This window comes from Leptotrichia sp. SK-5, from assembly GCF_055387215.1.
The window spans coordinates 378,221-393,408 of record NZ_AP028931.1; the positions used below are offsets into that span (position 1 = coordinate 378,221).

The window sequence follows — 15,188 nt, forward strand, 5'->3', positions numbered from 1 at the left end:
TTTTCCCATTTAGTGTTTTCTCCATCAAAATCATCTGGATATTGTCCAAAAAATCAGTCCTTCTGATTTGAAATATAGACTTGTGTCTTTGGAGAAAAAAAGCTGTCAGCTTCCTGTTCCGTTATTTCTGAAAAAGCAACACTTCCTAAAATAAATTTTCTCATAATTTAGACCTTCCTTCTTACTAAATTTTTAGATAACCTATCCTATAATAATTTTACTTCAAAAAAATTTAAAAATCAATACCTTATGTAAGAATATTAAGAAGTTACGTTTTAATTTAGTTTTTTAAGAAATTTCTACTTATATAGACATTCCACATTATTTCCTGTATAATATCAAGTATAACATCGATATAAAGTGCCAGTTTTTCATTTTGGGGAAAATATGATGAAAATAACACAATGATAAGATTGTCGACGAACTGAGCAACTACGGAAAAAAATTTGAATAAAATTATTATAAATAAAGAAAGTGAGAGGATTTTATGAATTATAAATTGATTGCGACTGATATGGATGGAACATTGCTTGATGAGGAGCATGGGATAACAAAGGAAAATGTTGAGGCGATTATTAAAGTTCAGAGGGAAAAAGGAGTTAAATTTGTACTTGCGAGCGGAAGACCAAGTTATGCGATGCTTGAGTATGCAAAAGAGCTTCAAATGGATAAGTATGAAGGTTATGTCTTGGCATTTAACGGTGGAGAATTAATTGATATGAAGACAAATGAAGTAATTTTTCACGAAGGGCTTGAAAAAAAGGATATTGAAAACGTTTATAAAGTTTCAAAGGAAATAAATGTTCCGATGATTTTGTACGTTGGAGATACGATTTATGGAACTGAAGCGACAGATGGAGTAATGTATGAAGCCGATCAATGCAAGATGAAATTTCAAAAATTCGATACACTTGAAGACTTGGAGAAAAAAGGAATTGATAAAACTACAAAATGTATGATTATTGGAAAGCCAGAAGAAGTATTGATTGCTCAGGAACACATGAATAAAGTTCACGGAAACGATTATTTTATCGCCATCTCAAAACCAATCTTCCTAGAAATTGCCAACAAAAATGTGGATAAAGGAAAAACATTGAAAAAATTGGGAGAAATTGAAAATATAAAACCTGATGAAATGATTGCAGTTGGTGACAGTGCCAACGATAAGCCGTTGCTGGAGTACGTGGGAATGCCTGTAGCTGTAGAAAATGCAATTCCTGAAATTAAGGAAATAGCTAAATTTATTTCAACATCAAATGTGGAGCATGGATTGAAAACTACAATTGAGGAGTTTTTTGAATTTTAAAACTATAAAATTTGTACAGGAATTATTGGGAAAAAAGTCGAAAAATCATATATACTTTTAATGTAAGGAGGAAAAATATATGATTAAGGCATTTAATGAAACGATGAAATATATCGAAGAGACCTTGACTGACAGAATTGACGAGAGAAAGTTTGCATTGCTTTCTGGATATTCATATCCGCTGTTTAGCAGAATGTTCTCAATTATGGTGGATTATCCGTTAAGCGAGTATATTCGCTTTAGAAAGTTGAGCTGTGCTGCGATAGATTTACGTGAAAGCGATGAAAAGATAATAGAAATAGCCTTTAAATACGGTTATGAATCTCAAGATTCATTTTCCTTGGCATTCAAAAAATTTCATGGGCATACGCCAAAGGAAGTCAGAAAAGGAAGTGCGTTTCAAATTTTTTCTCCTATAAGATTATCTTTAAGCGTTGAAGGAGGAAAAAACATGGACATCAAAATTATGAAAAAATCGGCTTTTAAAGTTGCAGGCTTGACAGAAAGAATTAAAGAAGGTGGCGATTTTCCTAATGTCTGGGACAAACTTTTTAAAAAAGTATCTGAAGAAAAATTGGAAAGCTTAGGAAATGGACAAAGTTATGGAGCATGCTACGAAATCGAGAAAAACGAAAAGAGAAATTGTGAAAGCAAGTATACAGTAAGCTATATGGCTGGATATGATGCTCAAAATATTGACAAGGCAAAAGATTTAGGGCTAAGCATTCTTGAAGTCCCTGAAGCTGAATATGCTGTAGTAAAATTGAAAGGAATTGTTCCAAATTGCATTCACGAAGGATGGAAATATGTGACAGGGACATTTTTTCCAGAACAAGGTTATAGACACGCTGGAATGCCTGATTTTGAAGTTTATAGTGAAGGAGATATGTATAATCCTGACTATGAAATGGAACTTTGGGTTCCGATAGTAAAAGATAAGAATTAATTTGAATAAAAAAATGGGAGATATTCTACCTGTACAGTTTATTTCCCATTTTCTCTTTATTAATTTTTTTTCAAGAATTTTGTAAAATATCAAAAAAGTTAAAAATAACACTTTTTACATTTACATTACTCCTAATGCTGTTTTTCAAATTTATCAAGTTTTTCAAATCTTCTGCTTCCACAGAATGTTTTACAGTTATAATAATTTTTGAAAGGAAATTTATCAGAAATTCCTTTTCCTTTTTTAGTTCACTTTCGATTTCGTTTATAAAAAAATATACATTTTCGATATCCCAGAAACGTATTCGATGTGATAACAATTCAATACTTTTATTATATTTTATCGTCAAATCTAGATTATTTTTTGTAGCCAGTTCTCCAGTTGTGTAATTTTTCATTTCAAAAATAATTTGTAAAATATCTTCCACAGTATTAATTTGAAACTGAATATTATCAAGTGAGAGATTTTGTCTTTTAAATTCTAAAATATCGTTTTCATTTCCATCAAAGAAATAGTAGATTTCCTTGCTTACTCCCAGTTCGTCGTTGTTCATTCCAGATAGATGAAATTTGATTGTACGGGATTTTATTGTGGAAATGATGTTTAATGTTCTTGAAAGAAGTATAAAATATACGTTTTGTGGCGGCTCTTCCAAGATTTTTAAAAGTGCGTTTGAAGCTTCTTTTCGTAAATTTTCGATTCCGCATAGAATAAATATTTTTTTTGGCGAGTTAAACGAAGATTCTATTGATGAATAGATGATTTCCCGCACTTCGTCAATTTTTATGTTTTCATTATTTTTATTTATTGTTTCAATATCAGGATGCTGAAAATTGTCAATAAGCCGTTCTATTTTCTCTTTTTCAGCATCATTCTGTACATTCTTTGTCATAATCATTTTTGAAAACATTAGTGCATAAGAAAGCAAGTCAACTCTTTTATCACCGTAAAAGAGGTAACTTGCACTTATTTTATCTTGATTTATTTCGTTCTTAAATTTTTCTGTTATTTCCTGTAATTTCATTTTTTCTCATTTTCTCTTTTTTTAATCAACAACAAATATTAATTTTCTTTCATTTGAAGAGTTCTTAATAATTTTTTGTTATCAAATGCAGCTCCTCCACCTAAAACTACTGAGTCCAATGGGTTTGGAGATAAGAATACTTTGATTCCAACTTCTTTTTCCATCATGTCAACAAAGTTTTGGATCAATGAACCTCCACCAGTCATTACAATTCCGTTATCTAAAATGTCGGCTGCCAATTCAGGTGGGCATTTTTCAAGAACTTCTTTTGTAGAGTTTACAATTTGGAATAAAGAATCTTCAATTGCTTCGTAAATTTCATTTGCATTAATTTCTACTGTGTTAGGAATACCAGATTCCAAGTCTCTACCTTTTATTTCCATAACTTCAGGCGACTGTAGCTTTATTGCTGTTGCCATTTCTTTTTTAATTTTTTCAGCAGTTCTGTCTCCAATTAACAAGTTGTATTTTCTTTTTACATATTTTACGATATCTTCATCAAATTTATTTCCAGCAATTCTGATTGATTTACTTGCAATAATTTCATCAAGAGAAAGAATTGCAATGTCAGTAGAACCTCCACCTATATCAATTACCATACTTCCTTCAGGTTGTGAAATATTTACGCCTGAACCGATAATAGCGGCTCTTCCTTCTTCAATAATATATGTCTTTTTAGCACCTTTTACTGCATCAAACAATGCTTTTCTTTCCACACTTGTTACTTCAATTGGTACACAGATCATAACTTCTGGTTTGAATAATGAATTTCCATAAATTTTGTGGATAAAGTATGTAATCATTTCCTTTGTTGAGTCGATGTCGGCAATAACTCCATCTTGTAAAGGTTTGATAGCTTGAATGCTGTCAGGAGTTTTTCCTAACATTTCCCTAGCTTCTCTTCCAACTGCAATTAATTTTCCAGTTTTTCTATCTCTTGCAACCACAGATGGCTCGTTTAAGACTATTTTTTTTCTTTGTTTATCATAAATCAATATATTTGCAGTTCCCAAATCTATTGAGATACTTTTATTTACTCTAAATATTTTTACAAAATCAAATGCTCCCATTTTTCCTCCTATTAAAATTAACTTTCTTAATTATATCATACTTTTTGATAAAAATTTATTATTTTTTGTAAATTTTTTAAATTTTTTGGTATAAATTAAAAATCTTTTGCATTTAGCCATTTTAAAATTTCATCATAAATTTCGTGCTTATTTGTTTCATTAAGCGATTCATGCCGCCCGTTTTTGTTTTCAAGAATATTTATTCTTCTTTTTTTCTTTCTTAATGTATTAAAAATTTTACTAATATATGGAATATCAACTACTTTGTCCTCAGTTCCATAAATGGCTAGTATTTTTGCATGCTCGTCTAATTTTTTGTAATTTCTGTTGATAAATCCCATCATAGAAAAAATTCCAGAAAAAAACTTTGGTGTGACAGGATAACCGCAAAGTTCGTCATCTTCATATTTTTTATTTTCAGTCTCATCTCTTGTTAACCAGTCAAATTTAGTTGTATTTGGCTCAAATGCTGAATTCCATTTTTCAAAAATTTTGTTAAATGCAGAAATTTTTCTAAAAATAATTCTTTCCAAAAGAGTGGCAAGGTTTCCACCAACGGCTGATAATTGATTTTTTAAAGGGAAAGCTGATAAAATGAAGTATTTGTATTTATTTTTTATTCCCCACTGCATTCCAATAAGGGCACCCATGCTATGTCCCAAAATTGTTGTATTACTTGGAGTTGCTCCAACTTTACTCAAAATGTTTGCAAAAAAATTGTCAATATCTTTAAAGACAGCTTTTATTCCGTTTTTTCCAAAATCTCCAACTTCATCCTCTTTCAATTCACCATGTCCTCGAATTTCCATAACAAACACATTGTATCCATTTGAAGCTAAAAAATCCCCAAATTCAGTATATCTATCGACAGGCTCCATCATTCCGTGAAATATCACAACATTGTTTTTATATTTTTCTCTTTTTGATTCAAAAAATAAATAAGGAATTTTTTTATTATCAAAACTTTTAAAATACTGTTTTTCCATTATTTTCCTTTCTCAAAAAATATTATAAAATCTCGATTTTTTATTAATGTTAAATAAACATACACATCCATTATAATATAATATTATTTTTTTTGCAATTACAAATTTTTTTGAAAGAAGTGAAGAAATAACAACATATCTAATTTGAATTTTTTATTTATTTTTCAAAATATGGAAAATTTCCATAAATTGTGGTATTATTATTAGTAATGGTATAGAAGAAACAGTAATAAAAAACACAAACATTGAAAAATATTATTAAAATTCAAACATAAAAATTATTTTATTTATTAATTGTTTTTGGTTTGGAGATATTAAAATAAGGCGGAAATAGATATGAAAACATATAACTTGCTTTATGAAAATTTGGAAAATGTGAAAATAAAAGGAGTTACAAAAACAAATATTCCGAAATTTAGAAAATTGGGAGTTTTTACACTTTATGACTTGCTTTATTTTTTCCCGAGGGCTTATGAGAATAGAAGTAATCATAAGAAAATTGCGGAAATTCTGGCGGATGAATTTGTGATTTTACAAGGGACAATTGTGAATGTGGCTAATCAGTATATAAAAGCTGGGAGAACTATGTTTAGGGCGGTTTTAAGTGATGATAGCGGGATGATTGAGCTTGTGTGGTTTAATAATAGGTTTGTGAAAAATGGGATTCATATTGGTGATGAGATTACAGTTTACGGGAAAGTGAGAAAGACTGTAAAATTTCAGCTTGTGAATCCTGAGTATAAAAAAATCAAGCAGGCTGGTTTTGATATGCAGGAACAAAAGCAGATATTACCTATTTATCCATCTACAGAGTCACTTAGACAACAGGCAATCAGAAAAGTTATGGAAAATGCCTTGATGGATTACGGATATTTGTTACAGGAAAATCTGCCAAAGGAATTTTTGCAGAAGGAGAAGCTGCTCGGAAGAAAAGAGGCAGTCTTAAATATTCATTTTCCAGAAAATGAGGAAAAACAAAGCAAAGCACGAAAAAGATTTATGCTGGAGGAAATTTTGCTTCTGGAAATGGGGATTTTGCAAAATCGTTTTAGTGTAGACAAGGCAAATAAGAATATTTACAAACTTGAGGACAACAAAAGTCTTGTGAGCAAATTTATAAAGGGTCTGGATTATGATTTGACAAAAGCGCAGAAGCGTGTAATAAAGGAGATTTATTCTGAATTAAAGGCTGGAAAGATTGTAAATAGGCTGATTCAGGGGGACGTTGGTTCTGGAAAGACGATTGTTTCATTTATAATGCTTCTTTATATGGTTGAAAACAATTATCAAGGTGTAATTATGGCACCAACAGAAATTCTTGCTACACAGCATTATCTAGGAATTGTAGATGAATTTATGAATCTTGACATACGAGTGGAGCTTTTGACTGGAAGCGTGAAGGGAAAGAAAAAGGAAAAACTGCTAAATGAGATAAAAGAAGGACTTGTTGACATTGTAATTGGAACACATTCTCTAATCGAGGACAATGTAATTTTCAAAAATCTTGGGCTAATTGTAATTGATGAACAGCACAGGTTTGGGGTAACACAGCGAAAACTTTTACGTGATAAGGGAAATCTTGCCAATTTAATTGTTATGAGTGCCACTCCGATTCCACGTTCACTTGCGCTTACAATTTATGGAGATTTGGATGTTTCGATTATTGACGAGTTGCCTGCTGGAAGAAGTCCAATTAAGACAAAATGGATACAAAATGAAATTGACAGACAAAAAATGTATAACTTTATGGAAAAGAAAATGAAAGATGGACGGCAAGTATACATAGTGTCACCATTAATTGAGGAAAGTGAGAGCCTGAATGTAAAATCGGCACAGGAAACATACGAAGAATACATTTCAATTTTTCCAAATAGAAAAATCGGACTTATGCACGGACGGCAAACTTACAAGGAAAAGCAGAAAGTCATGGAACAGTTTAAAAATCACGAACTTGACATTCTAGTTTCCACAACAGTAATCGAAGTCGGAGTAAATGTTCCAAATGCCTCAATTATGGTAATCCGTGACGCTCAAAGATTTGGACTTTCTTCACTTCATCAGCTACGTGGAAGAGTTGGCCGTGGAAAATACCAGTCCTACTGCTTTTTAGAATCCGAAACAACAAATGAAATTTCAACAAAAAGACTGGAAGTTATGGAAGAAACAACAGATGGATTCAAAATCGCCGAAGAAGACTTAAAGTTACGTAATTCAGGAGAAATATTGGGAACAAGACAAAGTGGAGTGTCTGACATGCTTTTTACGGACATTGTAAAAAATGTGAAGGAAATCAAATTTGTACGTGATTTTGTAATGGAATATCTAGAAAAGAATGATGGAAAAATAGAAAATGAATTTTTGAAAATGGATATTTATAAGAAGTTTTTTAATAATGCAGATTAAAGTATAGTAAGGAGAAGTTTTGTGAAACAGTATTTAGCAGATTTTGGGCTGCTTTTTGTAGGGATATTTTGGGGACTTGGGTTTGTATTTGTGAAGATTGGGCTGAATACAGGAGTTGATCCGTTTTATTTATCAGCGGTTAGATTTCTTGTGGGAGGGCTTATTCTTTATGGGATTTTCTCTAGAAGAGTTGGAAAATTCAAAAAAAATGATGTTCTTGCTGGATTAATAGTTGGAATTTTTCAATTTTTTGGATACGCTTTTCAAACTTATGGGGCAATGCTCACGACTGCTAGTAAAAATGCCTTCTTTACTTCGATAAACGTTATAATTGTGCCTTATATTTTTTGGTTTTTGCACAAAAAGCGTCCTGATATTTTTGCATTTCTGGCTTCGTTTATTTGTGTAATGGGAGTTGCTGTGATAAGTTTTGATAGGAAGATGAATATTGCAAATCTTAATTTTGGCGATATTTTGACAATTATAAGTGCAGTATTTTTTGCAGGGCAGATTGCTACGAATGGGTATTTCAGCAAAAAAATTGAGCCTTTAAAACTTGTTGTTATGCAGATGTTTGTAGCGGGAATATTGTTTGTGGCAAATATTTTTATCTTTTCAGATACGAGCAAAATTCAAAAGCCTACAGGAATGATGCTGATTGCGATAATTTATTTAACAATCTTCTCAACGGCAATACCAACAGTATTACAGACATTCTGTCAAAAATATACAACTTCCACAAGAGCTTCAGTATTAATGTCAACAGAATCGCTTTTTGCACCACTTTTTGCATTTTTTATATTAAGTGAGAGGTTATCATTTAGAGTGGCAGCTGGGGCTGGATTGGTACTTTTTGCGGTACTTGTATCGGAAACAAAATTGGGATTTAAGAAAATTGAGAAATAATAAATAAAAAATTAATTGATGTTTTGTATTAAAATTTATCAAATAATATGATAAAATAAAATGGGTAATAATGAGTTTAATAAGGAGAGAAAAAATAAAAATGAAAATAGTTTTATATGGACATCCAACTTTACGTGAAAAATCAGAAAAAGTCGACGTAGTTGATGATAATATAAGAGAAATTTTAGATGAAATGGTTGCTCTTATGAGAAAAGCCAATGGAGTGGGACTTGCTGCAAATCAGGTGGATATTGCCAAAAGATTTTTTGTGCTGGAACACGAGGGAATTGTAAAAAAAGTTATTAATCCAGAAATTTTGGAGTTTTCTGAGGAAATTGCAGATATGGAGGAAGGATGCTTGAGCATTCCAGGAATTTACAAAAAAGTAAACCGTCCTGCGAAAATTAAAGTGAAATATTTGAATGAAAATGGGGAAGAAGTCGTTGAAGAAATGGACGAAATGTGGGCTAGGGCATTTCAGCACGAATTTGATCACATAGAAGGAATCCTGTTTACAGATAAACTCTCGGTTATGAATAAAAGATTAGTTGCTAAAAAATTAGATGTTCTAAAGAAAGATTTTGCAAAAGGCAGAATTTACAGGGACTTGGACTAATAAAGTCAGGAAAGTGAGAAATTAAATGAAGACAATATTTATGGGAACGCCAGAATTTGCAACACCAAGTTTGGAAGTTGTATTTAAAAATACGGATTTACAGCTTATTTTTACAAAAGAGGATAAAGTAAATGCCAGAGGAAATAAAATTATATTTTCTCCCGTAAAACAGTTTGGAATTGACAATGATGTTGAAATCGTTCAGCCAAAAAAAATGAAGGATGAAGAGGTTATAAACAAAATTAAGGAAATAAATCCTGATTTAATCGTGGTTGTGGCTTATGGGAAAATTTTGCCAAAAGAAATAATTGATATTCCAAAATACGGGATAATAAATGTGCATTCTTCACTTTTACCGAAATACAGAGGAGCTTCGCCTATTCATTCTGCTATTTTAAACGGAGATACAGAAACAGGCGTGAGTATAATGTATATTGAGGAAGGGCTTGATTCTGGAGATGTGATTTTAAAGGAATATTGTGAAATTACAGAAGATGATACGCTTGGGACTCTGCATGATAAATTGAAGGATTTGGGAGCGTCTGGACTTGAAAAAGCGTTGAAACTGATTGAAAATGGTGAAGTTCAGGCAGAAAAGCAGGATGATAGCAAAGCCACTTTAGTAAAGCCGATTACAAAGGAGCAGGCAAAAATCGACTGGAATAACACAAAAGAAGTTATTTACAATCAGATTCGAGGATTAAACCCATTTCCATCGGCACATACTTCCAACGAAAAAGGTGAAAACATAAAAATTTACAAAAGTGAAAAAATTGAAAAAAAATATGAAGATGAAATAGAAAATGGTACAATTGTTGAAATTATCAATAAAAAAGGGCCTGTTGTAAAAGTTGCAAATGGGGGAATATTGATTTTGGAGGCAAAATTTGAAGGGAAAAAACTTCAAAAGGGAGTAGATATTATTAATGGACGTAAAATGGTAATTGGAGAAAAATTATTGTATAGCAATTCTAGTTCAAAATAAGAATAGAAGGCTAGGCTATAATTTTCTAATTTTCATAGGAGGAAATATGAAGTTAAAAAAAATGGAAATTTCTGAAAGAGTTGTACAAAGATTGACAGAATATTTATCTATTCTAAAAGAAGCTAGAAAACAGGATAATGAAATAAATTCAATCGAGCTTGCTAAAATTATGAACACCACTTCTGCTCAGGTACGTAAGGATTTATCTACATTTGGCGAGTTTGGTGTCCGAGGAAAAGGCTATGATATTGATAATTTGATAGAAATTATTACAAAAATTCTAGGAATTGATAAAATTAATCATGTTATAATTGTAGGACATGGTAAAATGGGAGAAATGATTTCCTCAAATCTTGATGTTCTAGGTGAAGGATTTAAAATTGTTGGAATATTTGATAAGGATAAGAATAAAATTGGAAAAACGACTGCTAATAATTTAATCGTTCAGGATATACAAAATGTTGATGAATTTATAAAAAATATGAAAAAAGAGTTTAATATAAAGATAGACACAGCTATTTTGGCAGTTGTAAAGGAGCAGGCACAAATCGCTGCGGAAGGGCTTGTAAAAAATGGAATTTGTGCGATACTTAATATGACTACTTACAAATTGGAACTAAATGAGAAAGTTAGAGTTGTAGATATGGATATTTCTGCAAAATTACAGGAATTAAATTTTTGGAGACTAAATAATACAAATTAAAAAATATAAAAATGAAAGGAGATACTGCTAGAACTGACTTAGTGGTAAAAGCTATGACTATAATTGACGGAAAGGCACTTTCAGAAAAGGTTTTGAAAGAAATTGAAAAGGAGCATAGTGAGCTGGAAAAAAAAGTTGGAAGAAAAGCTGGACTTGCAGTAATTATAGTAGGAGAAAATCCCGCTTCGCAAATTTATGTAAGAAATAAAATAAGAGCATGTGAAAAAGTAGGATTTCATTCTGAAACAATTAGGCTTGATGAAAACATTACAGAAGAAAATTTACTTTTGGAAATTGAAAAATTGAATAATAATAGCAATATAGATGGAATTTTGGTGCAATTGCCGATTCCAAAATATATTGACGGATTGAAAATTATAAATGCAATTTCAGCCGAAAAGGATGTGGACGGGTTTCACACAACAAATATTGGAAAAATGATGATTGGAGATGAAACAGGATTTTTACCTTGCACACCAGCTGGAGTAGTTCACATGTTTGAGGAATACAACATTGATCTGGAAGGAAAAGATGTCCTTGTAATTGGACAAAGCAATATCGTAGGAAAACCAATGACACTTTTACTTATAAAAAAACGTGCAACAGTTCAGGTATGTAATTCAAAAACAAAAAATCTGTCTGAAAAGTTACAAAAAGCTGATGTAGTTGTAGCAGCTGCAGGTTCTCCAAAATTGATAAAGGCAATAGATGTAAAAGAAGATGTTGTTGTAATCGATGTTGGAATAAATCGTGTGGATGGAAAATTGTGTGGGGATGTGGACTTTGAGGAAGTTTCTAAAAAAGCCTCATTTATAACTCCAGTTCCTGGCGGTGTTGGTCCAATGACAATAGCAATGTTAATAAAAAACACATTCAAATCTTATAAACAAAAAATAGATAAATAATAAAATTATTAAATAAAAGGAAAGAGAGAAAAACTAATGAGAGATAAAATTAAATTTATTGAAAAATTAGCTGAAAGTATGAATGAAAATAAAATTGAGTCAGTAAAGTACGAGGATAACAATTTTGAAGTTTCATTAACAAAAAAAAGAAAAGAAAGAAATGTTATTTTTAGCAGTACAATGGCTCAACCTGTAGCGGCAAATGTTCAACAAGAAGCAGAAACGCAGGAAGTAGCTGTATCAGTTGAAACAGTAGCCACTCCTGAAGAAATTTCAGGAACAAAAATTACTTCCCCGATGGTTGGAACTTTTTATGCCTCACCATCTCCAACAGCTGGTCCATTCGTAAAGGAAGGAGATTCTGTAACAGAAGGACAAACACTTTGTATTGTTGAAGCAATGAAACTTATGAATGAAGTAAAATCAACAGTTTCAGGAAAAGTGAAAAAAATATTGGTAAAAGATAAAGACGGTATAAAAAAAGGACAAACATTGATGATTATTGAATAAAATTAAATATTTAAGTTTAAATTTATAAATTTGAAAAATAAAGAAGGGATAAATTTGGAAGAGAAGAGGATTTTGTTAGATGTTATTCTATTATTGGTTTTGCTGTTTCTTACATCGTTTCTATCTGCGGCTGAATCAGCATTATCATCGTTAAAGCAAATTCATTTGAAAAGTGATTCAAAGGAAAAGGAGAAAACGAAAGAAAGTGAATTGTTAAAATTTTGGCTTGAAAATCCAAATGAATTACTTACGACATTGTTATTTATAAAAACAATCACATATTCATCTATGGTTTTTTCAGGAACTTATTTAATAAAAAAACTATATAAAGACAATCTTTATATCGGAATTTCGTTTTTTGTGTTAATTATTTCTATTCTTTTATTTTCTGAAATGATTCCAAGATTAATAGCCAGAAATAATATTTACGGTGTTTCCAAAACTTTAATAATTCCATTAAATGCATTGCGAATTGCACTAAAACCATTAATAAGGCTATTTATATATATTTCAAGGTTTATTGTCGGATTATTTAAGATAAAAGTAAAAGATCAAATGTTTGAAATAACAGAAGATGAAATTTTGACATTTTTAAAGGCCGGGACAGAAAGCGGTGTGTTTGAAGAAGGCGAAGAGGAGATGATTACCAGTATTTTTGAATTTTCTGAAACAACAGTCAAAGAGATACTTACACCTCGAAGAGATGTGTTTGCACTTGAAGCAGAAAGCAAGATTGACGATGTATGGAATGAAATTCTAGATCAAGGTTTCACACGTATTCCTATTTACACTGAAACAATTGATAAAATTGTAGGAACAGTTCATATGAAAGATTTACTACGTTATGATAAGCAAACTGGAGAAAACCCTCCAATAAAGGATTTCATGAAAGAAGCCTACTTTGTTCCCATTACAAAATCGTTGATTGAGCTGCTAGAAGAATTTAAGTTAAAGCAGCTTCATATGGCAATAGTTATTGACGAATATGGCGGAACGCAGGGAATTGTAACGATTGAAGACTTGCTGGAGGAAATTGTGGGAGAAATAAGAGATGAATTTGATCAGGAAGAAGAAAATATTCAGCAAATTCGTGAAAAAATATTTGATATAAAAGGAGATACACCTATTGAAGAAGTAAACAATAAATTGGAAATAGAAATTCCCTTGTCTGAGGAATATGATACTATTTCAGGATATATCCAAGATAAATTAGGGAAAGTTGCCGATGTTTTTGATCAGGTAAAGGATAAAAATTTTATATTAAAAGTTACAGATATGGATAATAAGCGTGTCGAAAGAGTAAGGGCGATTATTATTGAGCAGGAAGAAGAAAAAGAAAAATAAGGAGAGAAAATGGAAGAAATCAGACCACGAATACGTGTGGCAGGCATTCTCATAGAAGATAATAAAATTCTATTAATTCAGCATTATAAAAATAATAAAAAATATTGGCTTATTCCTGGTGGAGGAAACGACTGGGGTGAAACTGCAAAAGAAGCTTTAATACGAGAATACAAGGAAGAAACAAATATGGACATAGAAGTCGATGAATTTTTATTTCTTTCAGAAACAATATTTCCTAATAAAGAACGCCACATTTTAAATTTATTTTTTAAAATACACCGAATTAACAAGAATAATGATGTTATTAAATTAGGAGAAGAAGCTATTCTCACAGATTTAAAATTTGTAACAAAAGAGGAGTTACAAACGATGATAATTTATCCAGACATCAAAGAAAATTTGTTAAAATTAATGAACGCCCAAAAAATAGAAACTTATTTAGGAAGTTTATGGAATGATTAAAGATTGTAAATATTAGTTAGTTTATTACAAAAAAAGCTTAATCAAACATTTAAATCCTAAAAATTAGGATAACGTGGAGCGATTGAATTTTAAACAGGTAAAATGTGATAATATTTTTAGATTTGTCTAATAATAAATATATCGCTATTAATTTTAGAAAAGAGGAAAAAGAGAAAATGAAAATAGAAGAAAAAGAAAAAATAGAAAAATTAATCCGTTCAGTAAAGGATTTTCCTGAAAAAGGAGTAATTTTTAGAGATATTACAACAGCATTAAAAGATAAAGAAGGATTAGAAATTGTTATAAAAGATTTCACAGATAGATATAAAGATAAAGGAATAGACTACGTGGTAGGAGCTGACGCAAGAGGCTTTATTTTCGGAGCTGCAATAGCTTATAATATTGGAGCAGGTTTTGTTCCTGCAAGAAAACCTGGAAAATTACCAGCAGAAGTGGAAAGTGTAGAATATTCATTAGAATACGGAAAAAATAGCATTGAAATTCACAAGGATGCCTTTGGAAAAGGTTCAAAAATATTAATAGTGGATGATTTGCTAGCTACAGGAGGAACAGCCAAAGCTATGGCTCAGCTGGTAGAAAAACTAGAAGCAGAAGTATATGAATTAGCTTTTATGATAGAATTGTCTGATTTAGGAGGCAGGGATTTTCTTAAAGGTTATGAAGTTTACTCGCAATTAAAATATTAATTTATAAAAGGAATTATTTTCAAGTTATATTAATTGGAAAAATTCCTTTTTATTGTACACTTAATTTTGAAACAAAGAAAATTAAAAAATATTAAAATAAAAGATACAATTCATAATTCCAATTTTAAAACCTATTTACTATATATCTAAAAAGCTTATTTGACAACTATCAAAATAATAAAATTTTAACAATTCATTGAAAATAAAAACTATTACACATTTTTAGGTAATAAAAAAAACATACTTAAATCTATTTTAAATTAAACTACTAAAAATTATATAAATTTAAAGAATGAGCAAAATAATTATAACTTT

At 30.7% G+C, this 15,188-nt stretch carries 15 protein-coding genes; 12 read left to right on the plus strand and 3 right to left on the minus strand.

Translation table 11 applies throughout. From position 1 onward, the window contains the following. The first annotated feature begins 487 nt into the window (after positions 1 to 487). Together ACZ5B9_RS01920 and ACZ5B9_RS01925 are read left to right on the plus strand one after the other, a co-directional pair. Entirely contained in the window at positions 488 to 1,306 is an 819-nt protein-coding gene (locus tag ACZ5B9_RS01920) for a Cof-type HAD-IIB family hydrolase (RefSeq protein WP_464423126.1), read from the plus strand. A gap of 79 nt (positions 1,307 to 1,385) precedes the next feature. Beyond that, complete coding sequence (locus ACZ5B9_RS01925) at positions 1,386 to 2,252, plus strand: AraC family transcriptional regulator (RefSeq protein WP_464423127.1); 867 nt, start codon at positions 1,386 to 1,388, stop codon at positions 2,250 to 2,252. A gap of 70 nt (positions 2,253 to 2,322) precedes the next feature. On the opposite strand, the gene ACZ5B9_RS01930 is transcribed toward ACZ5B9_RS01925, so the two are convergent. From ACZ5B9_RS01930 to ACZ5B9_RS01940, 3 genes are all read right to left on the minus strand, one after another. Further along, positions 2,323 to 3,276, minus strand: coding sequence for an ATPase (locus ACZ5B9_RS01930; RefSeq protein WP_464423128.1), 954 nt, complete (start codon positions 3,274 to 3,276; stop codon positions 2,323 to 2,325). A gap of 38 nt (positions 3,277 to 3,314) precedes the next feature. Beyond that, on the minus strand, positions 3,315 to 4,346 hold the full coding sequence (gene mreB, locus ACZ5B9_RS01935; RefSeq protein WP_021768479.1) for a rod shape-determining protein: 1,032 nt from the start codon (positions 4,344 to 4,346) through the stop codon (positions 3,315 to 3,317). 95 nt (positions 4,347 to 4,441) lie between these two features. Further along, positions 4,442 to 5,332, minus strand: coding sequence for an alpha/beta fold hydrolase (locus tag ACZ5B9_RS01940; protein ID WP_464423129.1), 891 nt, complete (start codon positions 5,330 to 5,332; stop codon positions 4,442 to 4,444). 336 nt (positions 5,333 to 5,668) lie between these two features. Between ACZ5B9_RS01940 and recG the strand changes: the two genes are divergently transcribed. From recG to ACZ5B9_RS01990, 10 genes are all read left to right on the plus strand, one after another. Continuing rightward, positions 5,669 to 7,735: an ATP-dependent DNA helicase RecG gene (gene recG, locus ACZ5B9_RS01945; protein WP_464423130.1), complete on the plus strand. Its 2,067-nt coding sequence runs from the start codon at positions 5,669 to 5,671 to the stop codon at positions 7,733 to 7,735. A 21-nt stretch (positions 7,736 to 7,756) separates the two neighbouring features. Further along, positions 7,757 to 8,641: a DMT family transporter gene (locus ACZ5B9_RS01950; RefSeq protein ID WP_464423131.1), complete on the plus strand. Its 885-nt coding sequence runs from the start codon at positions 7,757 to 7,759 to the stop codon at positions 8,639 to 8,641. Positions 8,642 to 8,741: 100 nt separating this feature from the next. After that, on the plus strand, positions 8,742 to 9,257 hold the full coding sequence (def, locus tag ACZ5B9_RS01955) for a peptide deformylase (protein ID WP_464423132.1): 516 nt from the start codon (positions 8,742 to 8,744) through the stop codon (positions 9,255 to 9,257). Between the two features lie 25 nt (positions 9,258 to 9,282). Beyond that, positions 9,283 to 10,242: a methionyl-tRNA formyltransferase gene (gene fmt / locus ACZ5B9_RS01960; protein WP_464423133.1), complete on the plus strand. Its 960-nt coding sequence runs from the start codon at positions 9,283 to 9,285 to the stop codon at positions 10,240 to 10,242. A 46-nt stretch (positions 10,243 to 10,288) separates the two neighbouring features. Further along, positions 10,289 to 10,945: a redox-sensing transcriptional repressor Rex gene (locus ACZ5B9_RS01965; RefSeq protein ID WP_071123790.1), complete on the plus strand. Its 657-nt coding sequence runs from the start codon at positions 10,289 to 10,291 to the stop codon at positions 10,943 to 10,945. 11 nt (positions 10,946 to 10,956) lie between these two features. Continuing rightward, entirely contained in the window at positions 10,957 to 11,850 is an 894-nt protein-coding gene (gene folD / locus ACZ5B9_RS01970) for a bifunctional methylenetetrahydrofolate dehydrogenase/methenyltetrahydrofolate cyclohydrolase FolD (protein ID WP_464423134.1), read from the plus strand. A 36-nt stretch (positions 11,851 to 11,886) separates the two neighbouring features. Further along, on the plus strand, positions 11,887 to 12,360 hold the full coding sequence (gene accB / locus ACZ5B9_RS01975; RefSeq protein WP_021768487.1) for an acetyl-CoA carboxylase biotin carboxyl carrier protein: 474 nt from the start codon (positions 11,887 to 11,889) through the stop codon (positions 12,358 to 12,360). 54 nt (positions 12,361 to 12,414) lie between these two features. After that, positions 12,415 to 13,704 carry a hemolysin family protein gene (locus ACZ5B9_RS01980; protein ID WP_464423135.1) on the plus strand — a complete coding sequence of 430 codons (1,290 nt, stop codon included), beginning with the start codon at positions 12,415 to 12,417 and terminating at the stop codon, positions 13,702 to 13,704. 9 nt (positions 13,705 to 13,713) lie between these two features. After that, positions 13,714 to 14,166: an NUDIX domain-containing protein gene (locus tag ACZ5B9_RS01985; protein WP_021768489.1), complete on the plus strand. Its 453-nt coding sequence runs from the start codon at positions 13,714 to 13,716 to the stop codon at positions 14,164 to 14,166. 176 nt (positions 14,167 to 14,342) lie between these two features. Next, positions 14,343 to 14,873 (plus strand): adenine phosphoribosyltransferase, encoded by a 531-nt coding sequence (locus tag ACZ5B9_RS01990; RefSeq protein WP_036070020.1) that lies wholly within the window; start codon positions 14,343 to 14,345, stop codon positions 14,871 to 14,873. The last annotated feature ends 315 nt before the right edge of the window (positions 14,874 to 15,188 follow it).